The organism is Streptomyces sp. MAR4 CNX-425, assembly GCF_048656465.1.
In the GTDB taxonomy this organism is placed as follows: Bacteria; Actinomycetota; Actinomycetes; order Streptomycetales; family Streptomycetaceae; genus Streptomyces.
This window is the reverse complement of the sequence record NZ_JBMDLF010000004.1, coordinates 422586-439234: the sequence shown is the minus strand read 5'-3', so window position 1 is coordinate 439234 and position 16649 is coordinate 422586. Positions and strand designations below refer to the sequence as shown.

Annotated in this window: 12 protein-coding genes; 2 read left to right on the top strand and 10 right to left on the bottom strand. The window is 75.3% G+C overall.

What is annotated here, in order from left to right; all coding sequences use genetic code 11:
* Window positions 1-25 precede the first annotated feature (25 nt).
* From ACHZ99_RS14905 to ACHZ99_RS14895, 3 genes are all read right to left on the bottom strand, one after another.
* A complete protein-coding gene (locus ACHZ99_RS14905; RefSeq protein WP_420305037.1) occupies window positions 26-1591 on the bottom strand; it encodes an alkaline phosphatase D family protein in 1566 nt (521 codons plus the stop codon).
* The gene (locus tag ACHZ99_RS14900) at window positions 1588-2178 is read right to left on the bottom strand and encodes a phosphoesterase (RefSeq protein WP_420305036.1); all 591 of its coding nucleotides are present in this window, start codon (window positions 2176-2178) and stop codon (window positions 1588-1590) included. Before ACHZ99_RS14900 ends, ACHZ99_RS14905 begins: the two co-directional genes overlap by 4 nt.
* 156 nt (window positions 2179-2334) lie before the next feature.
* Window positions 2335-3345 carry an ArsR/SmtB family transcription factor gene (locus ACHZ99_RS14895; protein ID WP_420305035.1) on the bottom strand — a complete coding sequence of 337 codons (1011 nt, stop codon included), beginning with the start codon at window positions 3343-3345 and terminating at the stop codon, window positions 2335-2337.
* 314 nt (window positions 3346-3659) lie between these two features.
* Between ACHZ99_RS14895 and ACHZ99_RS14890 the strand changes: the two genes are divergently transcribed.
* Both ACHZ99_RS14890 and ACHZ99_RS14885 read left to right on the top strand, forming a co-directional pair.
* Complete coding sequence (locus tag ACHZ99_RS14890) at window positions 3660-4940, top strand: hypothetical protein (protein WP_420305034.1); 1281 nt, start codon at window positions 3660-3662, stop codon at window positions 4938-4940.
* Between the two features lie 50 nt (window positions 4941-4990).
* Entirely contained in the window at window positions 4991-5827 is an 837-nt protein-coding gene (locus ACHZ99_RS14885; protein ID WP_420305033.1) for a peptidoglycan DD-metalloendopeptidase family protein, read from the top strand.
* A 60-nt stretch (window positions 5828-5887) separates the two neighbouring features.
* Here the strand turns inward: ACHZ99_RS14885 and ACHZ99_RS14880 are convergent, their stop codons facing one another.
* From ACHZ99_RS14880 to ACHZ99_RS14850, 7 genes are all read right to left on the bottom strand, one after another.
* Window positions 5888-6670, bottom strand: a complete 783-nt coding sequence (locus ACHZ99_RS14880) for a PH domain-containing protein (RefSeq protein ID WP_420305032.1) — start codon at window positions 6668-6670, stop codon at window positions 5888-5890.
* 312 nt (window positions 6671-6982) lie between these two features.
* Window positions 6983-8701, bottom strand: a complete 1719-nt coding sequence (locus ACHZ99_RS14875; RefSeq protein ID WP_420305031.1) for a carbohydrate-binding module family 20 domain-containing protein — start codon at window positions 8699-8701, stop codon at window positions 6983-6985.
* A 306-nt stretch (window positions 8702-9007) separates the two neighbouring features.
* Window positions 9008-9739 (bottom strand): cytidylate kinase family protein, encoded by a 732-nt coding sequence (locus tag ACHZ99_RS14870; protein WP_420305030.1) that lies wholly within the window; start codon window positions 9737-9739, stop codon window positions 9008-9010.
* Between the two features lie 12 nt (window positions 9740-9751).
* Window positions 9752-9901: a hypothetical protein gene (locus ACHZ99_RS14865; protein ID WP_420305029.1), complete on the bottom strand. Its 150-nt coding sequence runs from the start codon at window positions 9899-9901 to the stop codon at window positions 9752-9754.
* Between the two features lie 92 nt (window positions 9902-9993).
* Window positions 9994-10461, bottom strand: coding sequence for a hypothetical protein (locus ACHZ99_RS14860; protein WP_420305028.1), 468 nt, complete (start codon window positions 10459-10461; stop codon window positions 9994-9996).
* Window positions 10462-13875: 3414 nt separating this feature from the next.
* Window positions 13876-14886, bottom strand: a complete 1011-nt coding sequence (locus ACHZ99_RS14855; RefSeq protein ID WP_420305027.1) for an alpha/beta hydrolase — start codon at window positions 14884-14886, stop codon at window positions 13876-13878.
* Between the two features lie 62 nt (window positions 14887-14948).
* Entirely contained in the window at window positions 14949-16559 is a 1611-nt protein-coding gene (locus ACHZ99_RS14850; protein WP_420305026.1) for a phosphodiester glycosidase family protein, read from the bottom strand.
* Window positions 16560-16649: the final 90 nt, after the last annotated feature.

Sequence of the window (16649 nt, the reverse complement as noted above, 5' to 3'; positions counted from 1 at the left end):
CCGGCGGCGGCCCCCGGGTCGGGTGTCAGGCGCGGCGGTACTGCGCCGGGGAGTTCTTCGTCGCCTCGTCCTCGTAGCTTCCGGGGCGCCCGCGGTCGACGTGGAACGTCGTCAGCGTCGTGACCGGCGAGCGCGGGTCGCGGCGGTCGGCGATCACGCGCATGTGGGCGCTGAAGCGCTCCGGGGTGGCCTCGTAGACGTCGTAGCCGTATCGATTGCCCTCGAAGTACTTGAGGTGCGGGTTCGCGGCGCCCATGACCGGCCCGTTGGCCCTGTTCCAGTCCGGGGAGTACGCGCCGGAGGTGACGGAGTGAGCGGTGAACTCGGTTCCCAGAAGCGGGGATTCCGGATCGTCGTAGTCGGTACGGATGTCGTCGACGAACGCCGAGTGCCAGTCCCCGGTGACGACGACGAGGTCTTCGAGGCCGGCGGCGTGGACGTGCGCCAGCACCTCCTTGCGTTCGGCGAGGAAGCCGTCCCACTGGTCGGTGAACATGTACGGGCCGCCCGGTGAGCCGCGCAGCTGGCTGAGCATGATCGAGTTGGCCCAGACCTGCCAGGCGTCGGGGGCGTCGTCGACGTGCCGCTTGAGCCAGCTCTTCTGCGCGGCACCGAGGATGGTGCCGTCCGGGAGGTTCTGCGCGGAGCGGTGGGAGCGCAGGTCGAGCACGGTGAGCCGGACCAGCCCGCCCCAGTCGCGGACGCGGTGGATCTCCGGGTCGGGCAGCGCGGAGTCGCCGAAGGAGTCGCGGTGCGGCATGTGCTCGTACCACGCCTGGTAGGCGGCGGCACGGCGGCGCACGAAGGGGGCGGCGCCGGCGCCGCCGCTGTAGTCGTTGACCACCTCGTGGTCGTCCCAGGTCAAAAACCACGGGTGGGCGGCGTGGGCGGCGCGCAGCGCGGGGTCGCCCTTGTAGAGCGCGTGGCGCCTGCGGTAGTCGCCGAGGGTGAGGATCTCCGGCCCGTCGTGGTCGCGGACGTGCTCCTCCGGTACGCCGCCGACCTGCCCGTGCTCGTAGATGTAGTCGCCGAGGTGGACGACGAAGTCGACGTCCTCGGCGGCGATGCCGCGGTGGGCGGCGTAGTAGCCGTCGTGGAACGCCTGGCAGTTGGCGGTGGCGAAGCGCACCCGGCCGACGGGCCCGCCGGGGGCGGTGCGGGTGCGGCCGGTGCGGCTGGTGCGGCCGCGGGCGGAGAAGGCGTAGTAGTACGTACGCCCGGCCGCGAGGCCGGTGACGGGGACGTGCACGCTGTGGCCGAGGGTGGCGGAGGCCGGGGCGGTGCCGCGGGCGACGACGCGGCGCAGCCCGGGGTCCTCGGCGACGGTCCAGCTGACCTCGACGACCCCGGGGAGGTCCTGTTCGGCGGCGAGGGGTTCGGGGGCGAGCCGGGTCCACAGCACCACGGAGTCCGGCCGCGGGTCGCCGGAGGCGACGCCGAGGGTGAAGGGGGCCTCGTCGTACGCGGCGCCGAGCGCCTCCGCGCGGGCGCGGGCCTGCGCCGGGGTGAGGCCGGCGGTGAGCGGCCAGGCGGCGCCGAGGGCGCCGGCGGCGGCCGCGGACCTCAGCAGGGTGCGGCGGTCGACGGTCACGGGCGGCCTCCTCGGCGGGCTGCTTGCGCAGGGGTGAGGGTGAGGGTGATCGCGTCGGCGTAGCCGTCGTTGGAGGTGCCGCCGGCGCGGGTGAAGGCGAGCAGGAGGCGGGCGCTGCGGGCGCCGGGCGGCACGGCCGCGGTGTCCGTACGCGCCAGCAGCGCCGTCCGTCCGCCGCGTTCCTCCGCGGTGACGGGGCCGAGGACGCTCAGCGCGAGCGGCGTGCCGTGGGCGTCGCGGAGTTCGACGGAGAGCCGGGCGCCGTCCTGCTGGCCGGCGTAGCCGCCGAGCCAGGCGGTGAGGGTGTAGCGCACGCGCCCGGCGTCGACGGCCCGGTGGCCGGTGGCGCCCGCGCGGGGCAGGCCGACGTCCTGGACGAGGGCGGTGCGGGCGCTGTCGCCGCCGCTGAAGAACCGGGTGCCGCGGTCGGCGGGGCCGGGGTCGCCGGGCGTGGGGTAGCCGCCGCCGAGGTCGTAGCGGACGAGGGCGGGGGCGCCCTGGGCGAGGCGCCAGCCGTGGACGCTGCCGACGGGCTCGGCGGTGCCTCCGGGACCGGTCTCTGCGTCGCCGTTGACGACGAGGTTCACGCGTGCCTCCCTGGTGGTCGGGGGTGTGGGGCGCGCAGGTATCACACCAGCGGCGTGTGAACCCGCGGCGGCCGTACGGCGAATGGCGCCCTACGGCGGACGGCGCCGGGGGGGCGGGCGTCTCCGTGGCGGGAGCGGCGGCCGTACGGCGTTCGGTCATGGGCGGTCGGCCTCCAGCAGGTGCCGGCCGCGCGCGGTCAGCCGGTGCACGACGTGCGGGCCGGCCCGTTCGCTCTCGGCGAGGCCGGCGCGGCGCAGCACGGTGAGGTGCCCGCTGACGGAGGAGGCGGGCATCCCGAGCCGGGCGGCGACGCCGCCGGTGGTCGGGGTGCCGGCGGCGCCGGTGAGCGCGGCCAGCACGCGGGCGCGGCTGGCGCCGAGGAGCGCGGCGAGGGCGGCGTCGCGGGGTGCGGCGGGGGCGGTGCCGGGGCCGGCGGGGCGCCGGCGCACGGGATGGACGACGACGGGCGGCAGTCCGGGGTCGGCGAGGGCGATCGGCGTGGTGTGGCAGAAGTAGGAGGGCACCAGCCGGACGCCGCGACCGTGCAGGTGGAGGCTGGAGTTCACCGGGTAGGGCGCGCTGAGCACGGGGTCGGCCCAGGTGAAGGGGTCGAGGGTGGCGAGGACGGCGGGCAGTCCGGCCTCCAGCGCGTCGAGCTGGCGGGCGCGGTCGGCGGCGACGGTGGCCTCGATCTCGCTCCAGTCGGGGGCGACGAGGCGGTCGTGGACGAGGTGCAGGGCGTCGGCGAGGTCGTCGAGCACGGTGCGGTCGCCGGCCGCGAGCCGCCGGGTCCAGGCGGGCAGCGGCCGGTGCCGGGCGGCGAGGCGGACCTCGCGGGCGAGCCGGGTGGCGGGGGTGGAGCGCAGGGTGCGCAGTCCGGCGGTGATGCCGTCCTCGGACTCGGCGGGGGTGAGGAAGTCGGGGAAGTACGGGGCGTCGGGGGGCGCGATGCCGTTGAGCAGGCGGCAGGTGCGGCGCAGGTCGCCCTGGTGCAGGCGGCGGCGGGCGCGGCCGTGCCAGGGGCGCAGCCGGGCGGGGAGGAGGGGCGCGGGGGTGTACGCGACGTGCAGCCCGAGGATCGTCTCCCAGAGCGGGTCGGCGGTGGGCGCGAGCTGGACGTGGCGGAAGTCCCGGTCATTGAAGTGGACATGAAGCACTCCGGCCATACCCGAGGGTAACCACGACCGGCCTGCGCTGTCCCCGCCCCGGCCGGCAACGGGTTGCCGGCGGTGCCGAAAACCCCGGGCGGCACGGCCGATCGGCGGGCGCCCGCGATACGTCGCCGCACCGGGAGCGCACCGCGGCCACCCCCAGGGACCACTCCCCGGCCCCCCTCGCGTCCCCGGCCACGACGGGTTTTCGACCGTGCCGGAAAACCCCGGCGGCACGGCCGTGCGCAGCGCCCCTACGATGCGTCGCCGCACGGCACGCACCTTCACGGACGGAACCCACCGACGACGGAAACACGGGAAGGAGCCAGATGCGGCGCACACCCACCCGAAGCCGGCGGCGCAGAGCCGCGCTCGCCGGCGCGATCTGCGCGGCCGCCCTCGCGCACCCGGCCCACGCCGCCGGGGCGGCGGAGAACGCGGCCGGGGCCGGCGGCCCCGCCCCGCCCGCCACCTGGCGGGCCGACCTCTCGGACATCGACGCGGACGACGTCAACGTCCGCTACGTACACGGCGATCTGCGGCTCCGCTCGCGGTCCGCCGGACCCGCCTCCCTCCAGCACCCCGCCGGCGCCCCCGGCGAGGGCACCCAGGTCCTCGCCGCCGAACGCCTGGACCGCCCCGTCAACCGCGTACGGGCCGACCTCGGCGCCCGCGCCCCCGCCGGCGCCGAGGTCGCGGTCGACGTCCGCGGCCGGGCCGCCGACGGCGGCTGGACCGAGTGGCTGCCGGCGGGCGCGGGCACGGCGGACGCCGCCCGGCTGCCGTTCGCGGTCTCCGAGGTGCAGGCCCGGCTGACGCTGCGCGCCGGCGGCACGGACGCCGCCGTCCCCGCCGTCGAGTCCCTGCGGCTACGGGCCGACACCGACGCGGCGCCGCGCCCCGCGGCGGCCGCCGCCCCGCTGACCTATCGGCTGTTCGCCACCCGCGAGGGCCTGGTCGGCGGCACCACCGCCAACGGCCACGTCATCGTGCCCAACGACCACTTCGTGGCCCTGCCGTCGCGGCGCGGGCTGTCCCCGAAGGGCAGCGCCGAGTACTCGGTGCAGGTCTGCGGCCCGGTGCGCTGCGAGACGGCGCCGGTGTGGGACGTCGGGCCGTGGAACACCAAGGACGACTACTGGAACCCCCCGTCGGTGCGCGAGTCCTGGCAGGACCTGCCGCAGGGCATGCCCGAGGCGCAGGCGGCCTACCAGAACGGGTACAACGGCGGACTCGACGAGTTCGGCCGCCGCGTCGCCAACCCGGCCGGCATCGACCTCGCCGACGGCACGTTCTACAACGTCGGCCTCAACGACAACGGCTGGGTCGACGTGACGTTCCTGTGGACCGGCGAGCAGGACGGCAAGCGGTTCCCCACCTGGGGCACCGACGTCCGGGTCCGCCAGGAGTCGAACACCTCCTCCGCGGTGCTCACCACGCTCCCCGGCCCGACGCAGGTGCGGGTGGAGTGCCAGGAGCGCGGCGAGTCGGTCACGTACAACGGCTACACCAACGACGCCTGGTCCTATCTGCCGGACTACGGCGGCTACATCTCCAACATCTTCGTCGACGTCGCCGACGCCTGGCTGCCGGGCGTCCCCGAGTGCTGAACGCGCCACCCCTCCCCACCCCCCTTGCCCCCACCGAAGGAGGCGGCCCGATGCCCCACAGACCCACCCCCGTCCCCGCCGTCCGCCCCGCCGGCCCCGCGCGGCGGGCCGCGGCCGTCCTGGCCGCGGCGCTGCTCGCGCTGCTGGGCCTGACCGCGGCGGCCCCGGCCCAGGCGGACGACGTACGGCCCGCGCTGGCGCCGAACTTCAAGGCGCCCTTCCCCTGCGGCCAGCAGTGGACGTACAGCCACCACAGCGCCGAGGTGCGCCGGGCGCTGGACTTCATCCGCTCCGACGGCGGCGCCACCGGCGGCACACCGCAGGTCGCGTCCGCGGCCGGCACCGCGACCCGGCACTACCAGGCGGGCGGCGCCGGCAACTACATCGTCATCGACCACGGCGGCGGCTGGAAGACGTACTACTTCCACCTGGCGTCGTTCTCGGTGGCCAACGGCCAGTCGGTCGCCCAGGGCCAGCAGATCGGCGTCACCGGCAGCACCGGCAACTCCTCCGGCGCGCACATCCACTACGAGCAGCTCTACAACGGCGTCGGCCAGAACATCCGCATCAACGGCACGGCGCTGCCGTACCCGGGCTCGTACGGCCAGTACCACCTGCGCAGCGACAACTGCGGCGGCGACACCAACTTCACCACCTGGGGCAGCGGCGTGCGCGTGCGCGCGGACGCGCGGCTCGACGCGGCGGTGGTGACGACCCTGCCGGGGCCGACGCCGGTGTACGTCGAGTGCCAGAAGCAGGGCGACGTGGTCAACGCCGAGGGCTACACGAACGCCTGGTGGAGCCGGCTGCGCGACCAGCGCGGATTCATCTCCAACATCTACATCGACCATCCCGACGCGAAGCTGCCGGGCGTCCCGGTCTGCTGAGCACCCGGGTCCCGCGGGGGCCGGTGTCCCGCGCCGGCTCCCGCGCCACCCGGCTCCGCGTCACAGCGGCGGCGGCCCGCCGGGCTCCCGGCCGGCGCCGCCGCCGTCGTCGCGGTCGCCGTCGCGGTCGCGGCCGCCCTCGCCGCCTCGCCGCCGGGCGGCGGCCCGGCCCGCCAGCGCGATCGCGAGCGGGGCGGCGAACACCGCCGCGAAGACACCGGCGAAGACCTCGCCCGGGATGTCCGGGAGCGCGTCGGCGTTGCCGGTCGCCAGAAAGACGACGGCGACGACCAGGACGCAGAAGACCAGCACGCGCACCGCCGTGAGGCCCCAGCCCATCGACTCGACCAGCGAGTTCCGGGTGCGCTCGGCGGCCTCGGCCTCCGTCCGCGCGGCCACGGCCACCTCCGGCCGCGGCGTCCAGTCCGCGCCCCGGCAGCGCTCCCACACCTCGCGGATCACCTCCACCTCGCGCTCCGCGCGCAGACTGCGGGTGTCGATGACGTTGGGCAGGCTCACCCGGCGGCCGTCGCGGGTGTAGACGACAACGCTCATGACGGGGCGCTTGCGCTCCGCCGACGCGGGCGCGTTGTGCTCCAGTTCGACGGCGACGAGGTCGCGCCAGGCCAGCCGCCGGGTGCGCAGCCAGCGGAGGGTGAGGCCGTCCTCGTCGACGAACGTCACGCCGCGGACGACGCAGAAGGCGAGCAGCAGAAGGGCCGACCCGGGGGTGCAGAACGCGATCGCGACGCCGAAGTGGACCCCGGCGCCCAGGACCATCAGCAGACCGAAGAACACGAGCAGGCCGCCGAAGACGACGCACAGCAGGGCGAGGAAGACCATGGTCCCGAGGTGCCCCCGGTACGTACGGACCCGTCCCCCGCTCCCCGCCGCGCCGCCCATCGCGCACCCCGTCCCGTACGTTCCGTACCGTCCGGCGTAGAAGGGTAGCGCCGCGCCCGGGGAGGGTGGCGGGGGGCGGGGGGTTCCGCTGAGTCGGTGGGGGGCGGGCGGCAGGTGGTGCGGGCGTAGCGGCCGGCCGGGGGGTGGAGCGGTCACGGTCGGCGGGCGGCGGTGAGGGGGGGTGCGGCCGGTCGGCCGGAGGCCGCCCCCGCGCGGACGTGCGGGGGCGGCCCGGCTGTGAACGCGGGGGCGTCAGTCGCGCCAGGTGTCGTGCAGCTGGACCATCCCGGACGTCCCGACCGCCGCGGTGCGGTTGCCGCCGCTCTCCCAGGTGACGTTCCCGGCTTCGTCCTTGCGGAGGTACTTGTACTCGAAGGACGTACCGGCCGGGAGTTCCACCGCCAGCTTCCAGACGGGATAGGCGGCCGGGTCGAGCTTCAGCGCGCTGCCCGGGTCCCAGTTGCCGAGCTCCGGCCTGTTGCCGGTCACGTGGATGTTCTGGCCCCAGCTGGTGGTGGCGTCGACCTCGAAGGAGGCGCCCGTGGCCACCGGGTCGGGGTCACCGCCGCCGTCGCAGCTGCGGGCGTTGACGTGCAGGGCCACGGCGGTGTCGGCGCCCAGCGTGGCGGTGAACCGGCCGTCGCCGTTCACCGTGACCGTCCTGCCGCTCTGCACGTCGCAGTAGTCGCCGGAAGGCAGGGAGGTCTGGAAGGTGCGGGACAGGGACGAGCCCTCGTGGTTGATGGCCACGAACGCCTTGTCCCCGCGGCCGAACGCGATCTGGTCACCCCCGTTGTCCCACCAGTCGGTCACCGCCTGCCCGCGGGCAGTGTTGCGGAAGCCGACCATGGAGGAGATCTCGCGCCAGTCGTGCTGGCACTTCCAGCCGTCGCGGTAACAGGCGTTCACCTGGCCGCCGTTGGGCGGGCCCTGGTCGCCGGAGGAGAACTCGTAGCCGGAGTGGACGTCGGGGCTGCCGTACGGCCAGGCCAGCATGAAGACGTGCGCCAGGGTGTAGTCGGCGCCGTCCTTGTAGCTGAGGGTGTCGCCGCCGCGCTCGGTGTCGTGGTTGGCGACGAAGACTCCGGAGCTGTCCGAGTCCAGGTAGCCCCAGCCCTCGCCGAAGTTCTTCAGGTACGCGAGGTTCTCGCTGCCGAAGACGCGCTTGAGGTCGCGGGCGTAGCGGAACTCCTGCACGTCGCCGCTCCCGAGGTACTCGGCCGGGGAGACGGCCTCCCCCGCGCCGTGGATGACCTCGTGCTTCCAGTAGACGTCCGGGTCGCCGAGCCGGGACTTGATGTCGGCCAGGTCACCGGCGGCCATGTGCTTGGCCGCGTCGATCCGGAAGCCGTCGACGCCCAGGGACAGCAGGTCGTCGAGGTAGCCGGCGATCCTGCCCCGGACGTAGTCCTCGCCGGTGTCCAGGTCCGCGAGCCCGAGCAGCTCGCACTCCTGGACGTCGAAGCGGTCGCGGTAGTCGTTGATCTCCGAGGTGCAGTTGTCGAAGTCGTACGACGAGTAGATGCCCGGGTAGTCGTACTTGGTGTACGGCGACCCGCCGGTTCCGGTGCCCTCGCCGGCGGCCATGTGGTTGATGACCGCGTCGGCGATCACCTTCACGCCTGCCGCGTGACAGGTGTCGACCATGTTCTGGAACTGCCCGCGGTCGCCGAGACGGCCCGCGATCTTGTAGCTCACCGGCTGGTACGAGGTCCACCACTGGCCGCCCTGGATGTGCTCCTGCGGCGGGGAGACCTGGACGAAGCCGTAACCGGCCGGACCGAGGGTGTCGGTGCACGCCTGGGCGACCGAGTCGAACCTCCATTCGAACATCACGGCGGTGACGTCCTTCTCGCCGGGCGGCGAGGGCTGAGCCGGGGTGGCGCCGACCAGGAGGCCGCCGGCCATCCCGGCGGTGAGGACGAGTGATGCGACCGTGCGCCTTCTTGCCCTGTTGGTGCTCCCGTGCATGGGTCCTCCAGGATGAGGTGTGCGGGACGCGTGGGGGTCGGCACGCCGGGTGACGCCCGGCCCCACGGAAGGGACTGCAAGAGCCTCCGCAAGACGACTGCAAGATGTTGCGACCATGACCGTAGAGTCACGGTGCAGGCCGGTCAACCCACTGGACCGCGGTACGTTGCCGACGACGCCGTGCTGAGGCTCGCGGAGACGCACGATGGGGGGTGCATTGCCTTTTCCCTTGCGCAAGGATATGGAACTTCTTGCGCACTCTCGTGAGGTGCTGACCACGGCAGATGCGGGCGCGGCCCGGCCGTCTCACGTCCCCTGGATCGGCGGGTGCGGCCGGACTTCCCAGGCCGGTCGCTGAAGCTGATCGTTGTACACGATGACGTCGGCGCGGTCGGCGGGACGGGCCACGGCGAAGTAGAGCTGCTGGGAGGGGATGTACCGGTGCCGCCAGGACCGTTCGATCGCGGTGGCGCCGGCGGTGCCGGCGGTGTCGGCGGTGTCGGCGGTGGCTCCGGGCGGCGTCGCGGCTCGTTCCCGCGCGCGTTCCAGCGTCCGCGCGAAGGGGACGGACACGAGGATGCGCAGATCCCACCGGTCGACGAGTTCCGGGCGCAGGAGGAAGACGCCGTCGAAGAGCAGCACGGCGTCCGCGGCGGCGGTCGCGGCCGGCGGCAACAGCGGGGTGTCGGCGTCCTTGTCGTAGACCGCGCACCGGAACCGGCGGTCTCCGCCCGGGCCCAGCGGATCGAGCAGCACCCGGCACAGCGCGGCGCGGTCGTGGGCGTCGAAGTAACACCCTTCGGCCGAGTACCGGCCACGCCGGTAACGCTGCGCGCGGGGCACGAGGAAGTCGTCGACGGTCGCGCGGATGACGTCACGGCCCTGCGCGCGCAGAACGTCGGCGACCTCGTCGGCCAGCGTGGTCTTGCCGGCGGCGGGCGGCCCGTCGACGGCGACCCGCAGCGGGTGCGTCGTCCTCGCGGACCTGATCGCCTCGGCCAGCCGACCGATCAGCTCGCCGCGGGTGCCGTGGTCCATGGCCGCCGCCTCTCACGGTGCCGTGCCGGCGGACCGCCCGGGGCGGGGCAGCCGGGGTGCGGTCGCGCGGGCGGGGGGTGTGTTGGAGAGTTCGAGGGCCTGGGTGAAGGCGACGAAGTCGGCCCGGGCCGTGAACCACCCCGGTCCGAGGAGCGTGCTCATCGGTCTCCTCGCGTCTGCTCCAGCAGTTCCACGGTAGCCCCGGATACCGAGGCTTGCGGTGGTGCAGCGTGGTGTTCGGGACCGTCGGCCCGTCAATCGCGTTCGAATGTATTGATGTCGCACGTGTCGGGGTCGCCGATGTACTGGTACAGCGTGGGGCTGTCGGCGGGTCCGTCAGCAAGCAGTTCGAAGGCCACACCGAAATCTTCTGAGGCAGAAGTCGATGCGGTCAGGCTGACCTGCACTCTGTCATCCCGTCCCGCACGAGTGAGGCTCCAGCTTCCGGTGCCGTACGGAACTTCAGTCGATTCACCGGTGATGACGTCGTCGTGATGCCGCCAGTCGCGGAAACTCAGCTTCCCGTGAGGCTCAAGATTGAGCATGCCGTACTCGCTGCCGACGTAACGGCCGTTCAGGTCAGCTGCTGTCACGTCCTCTTCGAGCTGGTCGATGCCACATCCGAAATAGTTGACGCACGACGTGAGCCCGCCGGCAAGCAGACTTGCCGCTGCCAGGAGCCCGACGCCGGTCACGGTGCGGACGCGTATCCAGTGCGGCATCGGCAGATGCTAACCGGTCACGGGTTCGAGCCCGGCGACGGGGCGGGCGCGGGGGGTGTCTGAGAGTTGGACGGCCTTGGCGTAGGCGATGAAGTCAGCGCGGACCGCGGGGGTGACGGAGAGCTGACCGCCGCCCCGGTCCTTGGCGTCACGGACACGGGCACGGGACACCCTGCGGGGTGACGGCGCCCTCGACGCAGTTGCCGCCGTCACCGCTGCTGGAGCCGCTCTGGAACCGCCCCGGCCCGATCGTGCGGCGAGCGCCCGGGTGGCGAGGCGGTTCGGCAGCTCCGGCGGGGCGGGCGGTGGCGGATGGGTCGGTGCCGGGTCGAAAGGTGCCGGATCGACAGGTGCCGGATCGACAGGTGCCGGTCGGCCGATGGACGGTGGGCGGTGGGCCGATGGACGGTGGCCGGTGGCCGGTGGGCCGATGGATGGTCGCAGGTGGCCGGTGGGCCGGTGGGCCGGTGGGCCGGTGGCGGTTCTACCGGTGGCCGGTCGGCCGGCACCGCGGAGGACCGCGGTAGGTCGCGAACGAGGGCCCGCTGGCCACGTAACGGGGAGCCCCGAAGTGTCATCGGCTGCACCACCACAAGGGACACGACCCCGAACCCCAGCCCCGAGCCCCCGCGTCCCTGGCCCACGCGCCCCAAGCCCGGACGCCCCCAAGCACGGACCGTCCCAAGCCCGGACGCCCCCGGGCCCGCGTCCGCAAACCGTGATCCCCGCACGCCCGCCCAAGGGTATGCCGCTCCTATGACAAGGATCGTTGCCCAGCTCCAGGGGTACGCCACGAGTCCGCCGCCGTACGAGGCACAGCCCGGCCCCGGCGAGGGCGGCGCCCGGCGCCGGGCCACGGCCCCTTCCTGGACGCATCCCGCGACGGGGACCGGGCACCGGCGGCGCCGGTGAGCGCGGCCGGGCCGGCGGACGGGGAGGCGCCGGGGTGGGCCCGGCCCCGAACGCCATGACGGCGCGGCGCCGGGGAGGCAACCCGGCCCCCGCGCTCGGGCACCACCGGGCCCGGAGGCGCGGGCGCTACCGGGCCGCGCGGCGGGGCGCTACCGGTGGCCGCCACAAGGGCCGAGGCGTGCAGCGGGTGCCGCTACACGCCGACGCACGGTGCCTGCGGCCGGAGGGCTCTCGGTCGACGGGGGCCAGCGTCGGGGGTGACCGGGGGGCGGGAGGTGGCCGGCGTCGGGGGCCGGGGCGGCGGCGGGGGGCGGGGCAGCGTCGGGGGGTGGGGCAGCGCCGGGGTGGGCGGCCGTGCGCATGCGGGCCGGGTCGGGCTGGCGCCGCACCAGGGGTGGCCGATGCGGCCGGTGACCCGGCGTCGGGGGCGGGTGGCGCGGCGTCGGGGTGGGCGGGCGTGCGCTGGGGGGCGCGGCGACGGGGGTGTGGAGCATTTGTCCCCCGGGGCCCCGCCGCCCGGCGTGTCAGGAGTGCGGGCGTCGGACTTGGTCGGCGATGTGGCGGAGCTGAGCGGCCATCGGCTCTCGTATCGCGTCCGCGCCGCAGGGCGCCCCACTGGCGCTGCCGCTCTGCGGCGATGCGCTTTCTGCGGCTCGCCGCCCCCGGGGGACGCGCCGCGTGTCACAACCCGCGGTAACCCCCTCCCCGAACCCGGGTAAATCGCCCACCGGGGCCGAGTTTTGACCGGCTACGTGCGCGCGGGCCCGGCGGTCGTGACCGACCCCCTCGAAGGCTCGGCGTGCGCGTGGCGGTGACGAACCCGCGGTAACCCACTCCCAGAACTGGCCCAAATCGCCCACGAGGGCCGGGTTTCGCCCGCCGACGTGCACCCCGGCGGGCTCCTGCCGCGCCGAGGCCCGCGTGAACCCCGGAGGGCGGTACGGTCGGACGCCGCAGGGCACAGGTGCGGCCCCTGGGCAGCGGTGCGGACGCGATACGAGGGCCCATCGCCGCCAGCTCCGTGCCAATCGCCGACCACACCCCGACGCCCGCACTCTTGACACGCTGGGCAGCCGGGCCCCGGGGGACAAATGCTCCAACCCCCCGACGCCGCACCCCAAGGCGCACGGCCACCCACCCCGACACCGCCCCCTCCCCCGACACCGAGCCACCCACCGACCCGGCCACCCCCGACGCCGGCCGCGCCCGACGAAGGTCCTCACACACACGGCCGCCCATCCCGACACCGCCCCCCTCCCCCGACACCGGGCCTTCCGCCGCCTCGGCCGCCCCCGACGCAGGCCCCCAACGCCGTGCCCCCGTACGCACGCCCACCCACCCCGACACCCCCGTCGCCGCATCCGCCACGCACGGCCGCCCGCCCGGCACCACCGCAGCCCCCGACACCGCGGCCACCCACCGGCCCCGACCACCCCCGACGCAGGCCGCCGCCGCGACACCGCACGCACGCCCGTCCACCCCGACGCCGCCCCAACCCCCGGCACCGGGCCATCCACCGGCCCGGGCCCCGCCCCCGCGTGCCCACACGCACGCACCCCCGCCCCGGCACCGCTCCACCCACCTGCCCCGACCACCCCCGACGCAGGCCCCCCGTCGACCGCGAACCCTCCGGCCGCACGCACCACCCCACCCCCACCGCGCCGCCGTCACCCGGCGACGCCGCCGGGCCGCCTCCTCACCGGCCGAATCGACCCCGGCCGGTACCGGTCCCACCACCCGGCGGGGCACGATCGCACGGGGAGCGTTACCGGAGGTTCGGCACCTTCACGTGCACCCGGACCCCTCGGCCCCGGCACGCGCACGCCGACGCGCGAAAGTCGAGGCGCGTGGGCGATTCGCCCCGCTTCGCGGGGAGCCTTACCGCGAGTTCGTCGCCCCCACGTGCACCCGGCCGGTCGGGGCGACGACCCACCCCCCTGAGGCGCTCACGCGCACGTCGACGGGCGAAAGACGGAGCGCGTGGGCGATTTGCGCCGGTTTCTGGCGGGAGTTGCCGCCGATTCCGCCCACCGACGCGCACCCGCACGGCCGTTGACCACCCGTCGCCCTCTCCCGCGTCGCCCCCCGGGGCGGTCCGGGCGGGACACGAGGGCCCAACCGCCGACCACCCCGACCCATGACCGCCCTCCGAAACTCCTTCTCGTTCCGTCGCTGTTCATCACCGACCGGGACCCGGCACCCGGGCGGTACCTCTGGTCGGCGCCTCCCACCGAGAGGCCGCTCGACCGGCTCCTGGGAACGACCCGGTCGAGGATCCTGACCGCGCTCGCCACTGGCGATCCTTCGGGACGCCAAGCGCTCGAAGGCAACCGGGACGGTCGCACGGCCACGCACGAACTCACCGAAGCCGTACGTGCTCTCCTGGACGCGGCCTCGCCGCGCTGCACCCGGCGAGGCCACGGACCGGCGGCGGGATGCGGTTCCGACTGCCGTGGAGGACAGGCCCCAACAGGCGCGTCAGCGCACCACCCCCACCGAACCTCACCGCACCCTCAGCGCGCCGAGCAGCATCGGCAGTGAGGCGTGCAGCTCCCGCTCCCAGTACTCCCAGCGGTGCGTGCCCGGGCCGTAGAAGTGGGTCGTCACCTTCTTCGCGCCGACCCGCTTCAGCTTCTCGGCCAACGCCTGGTTCTGGCGCTCGAAGTCCGCCTCCAGGGCGCTCGTCGCGCCCGGCGGGTCGAAGGGCCCCGCGGTGCCGTCGCCGCAGGAGAGGTAGACCGGCGTGGACTTGAGCCGCTTCGCCAGGTGGTACGGGTCGTGGGCCGCCCAGATGGCGCGCTGGTCGACCGGGTCGCCCCAGACGCGGCGGGGGTCGTCGCCCTGCCCGGCGAAGAAGCCCATGATGCGGTTCACCGACTCGTCGTTGAGCAGCGGGTGTGCCGCGCCGGAGTAGGAGGCGGCGGCCCGGAACATGCCGGGGTGGCGGGCGGCGTACATGAGGGCGCCCTGGCCGCCCATCGAGAGGCCGGCGACCACGCGGTTCGTGCTCGCTCCCCAGTCGCTCTCCAGCAGCCGGCGCAGTTCGTCGGTGTGGAAGGTCTCCCAGGCCGGGTCGCCGCCCTCGCCGAAGTTCCACCAGTCGCTGTACCAGCCGTTCCAGCCCGCCTCGGGCATGACGACGAGGACGTCCCGCAGTTCGTCGGTCCGGGCCACGTCGGTCTCCGACGTCCACGAGGTGTAGTCGCCGCAGCAGCCGTGGAGCAGCCACAGCGTGGGCCAGTGCTGTGCGGGGTCGTCGGGGTCCCAGCCGTCGGGGGTGAGCAGGCGTACGGGGACGGTGCGGCCGCCGAGGGCGGGGGAACGTACCGACAGGTCGACGAGGCGGTCGCCGGCGCGGGTGACGTCGACGACCTCGGCGTCGCCGCGGGGGCCGCCCTTTCCGGGCTCGGGTGGCGCCGCGGCGGCGAGGGTCGGGGCGGCCGGGACGAGGGCCAGCAGGAGGGCGCAGACCAGGAGGAGCAAGCGGTTTCTCACGGGCGGAACGGGTGCCATGGCGGCTCCTTGGTGAGGGCGGAGGCGTTCGTACGGTGCCGGGTTCGAGGGGTCCGCCGGCGTCAGCGCCGGTTCGGCAGGATCAGCAGCGCGTCGCCGACCGGCCGCTCCCCCGCCCCGTCGGACGGGTCGCCCACGACCTCGCCGCCGACGGCCATCGTGGTCGACCCGCCGCCGTCGAGGTTCACCGCGTCGCGCAGGCCCAGCGCGCGGGCGACGGCGGCGCTCTCCGGGACGCTGAGGCCGAGGGAGTCCGTGGCGCGGCCGTCGGCGGTGACGAGGACGGTGCGGCCCGCGGCGTCGACGCCGGCGAAGGTGCGGGGATTGCGCTTGTGCATCCAGCCGTAGTAGAAGCTCGGGTCGTCCGGTCGGACCATGCCGTCCGCGGCGGGCGTGACGTGGGTGCGGCCGTCGCGGACGAGTTCCGGGCCGCCGTTCACGACCGCCGTGCCGGGCGGGGTGGGCACGGGGCGGCCGCGGTCGTCGCGCAGCCCGTGGCGTATGCGGAGTTTCCCGCCGGGGCGTGCGAGGGCGGCCAGCTCCCCGGCCTGCGCGCCCGTCGCCTGTACGGAGCTGCCGCCGGCGGGCAGCGGGCCGCCGCGCGGCGAGCGCAGCGCGACGACCCGGCCGTGGGCGTCGAGCACCGCCTCGACGCCGTCGCCGGCGGGGGTGCGGGGGCCGTACTCCTCCGTGAAGGCGACGACTTCGTCGTCGTCGGTGCAGGTCACGTCGTGGCGCGCGTGGGCGGTCGGGGTGTCGTCGGCGGTGCCGCCGCAGTTGCGGATCAGGCCCGGTACGCGGTCGACGCCGTCCAGCGGCAGCGCGCCGCCCGGGGCGGTGACGCGGCCGCGCCAGCCGAGCCGTTCGACGCGCGTGCCGCGGGCGGAGTCGTGGAGCACCAGCGCCGGGCGCGTGCCCACGGGTTCGCTGAGCAGCCGGCCGTCGTAGACGCCGATGCCCGCCGGGTCGCCGGGGGCGCCGGCGCGCGGGTCGAGGACAAAGAAGCCGGCGTTGACGCCGGCGGTGGCGCCGGCGGCGGCCGCCAGCTCGGTGGTCTTCTCGCGGCTGACCAGGTCCGGCCCGTACGAGGCGACGAGCCCGCCGCGGAAGGCGCGCGGGTCGACGGTCAGCACGTCGATCCGCCAGCTGCCGCGCACGCCGGGGTCGCCGTCCCAGCCGGTGTACGTGGCGGAGCCCCGGTATCCGGCGTCGGCCAGCCGGGCCCGCACGGCGTTCGCCGCGGCGCGCCCGTCGTACGTGCCGACGCGGACGCGCCAGCCGAGGGTGCCGCCGGCGAAGTCGGCGACGGCGGGCGTCGTGACCTCCTCGACGCGGGCGGCGAAGCCGTCGCCGGTCAGCTCCGCGGCCAGCTCCTCGGCGCTGGCCCGGTCGCGGAGCGCGGCGGGCGGGGCGTCGGGGTCGGGCGAGCCGGTGCCGCCGGGGACGGGCACCTCGACCGTCCACGGCAGCGGCGGCGTGCCGGCGCCGCGCTCGATGCGGGTGAGGGTGACGCCGGGTTGCAGCGTCTCGGTGGTCCGGGTCTCGGTCAGGCCCGGGTCGCCCAGGGGCAGGGGCTTCGCCGCCGGTACGGGTGCCGGCGACGCCGACGGCATCGCCGCGACCGTGGCGAGGAGCGCCAGGACCGTTCCGGCGCCGAGCAGTCTGCTGTTCACGTGGACCTCTCCGGGTGGCGTACGGCGGACGTACGAGGCGGCCCCGCCGGCACCTCGGGGGTGCCGGCGGGGCCGGTGGACCAGCCTCAG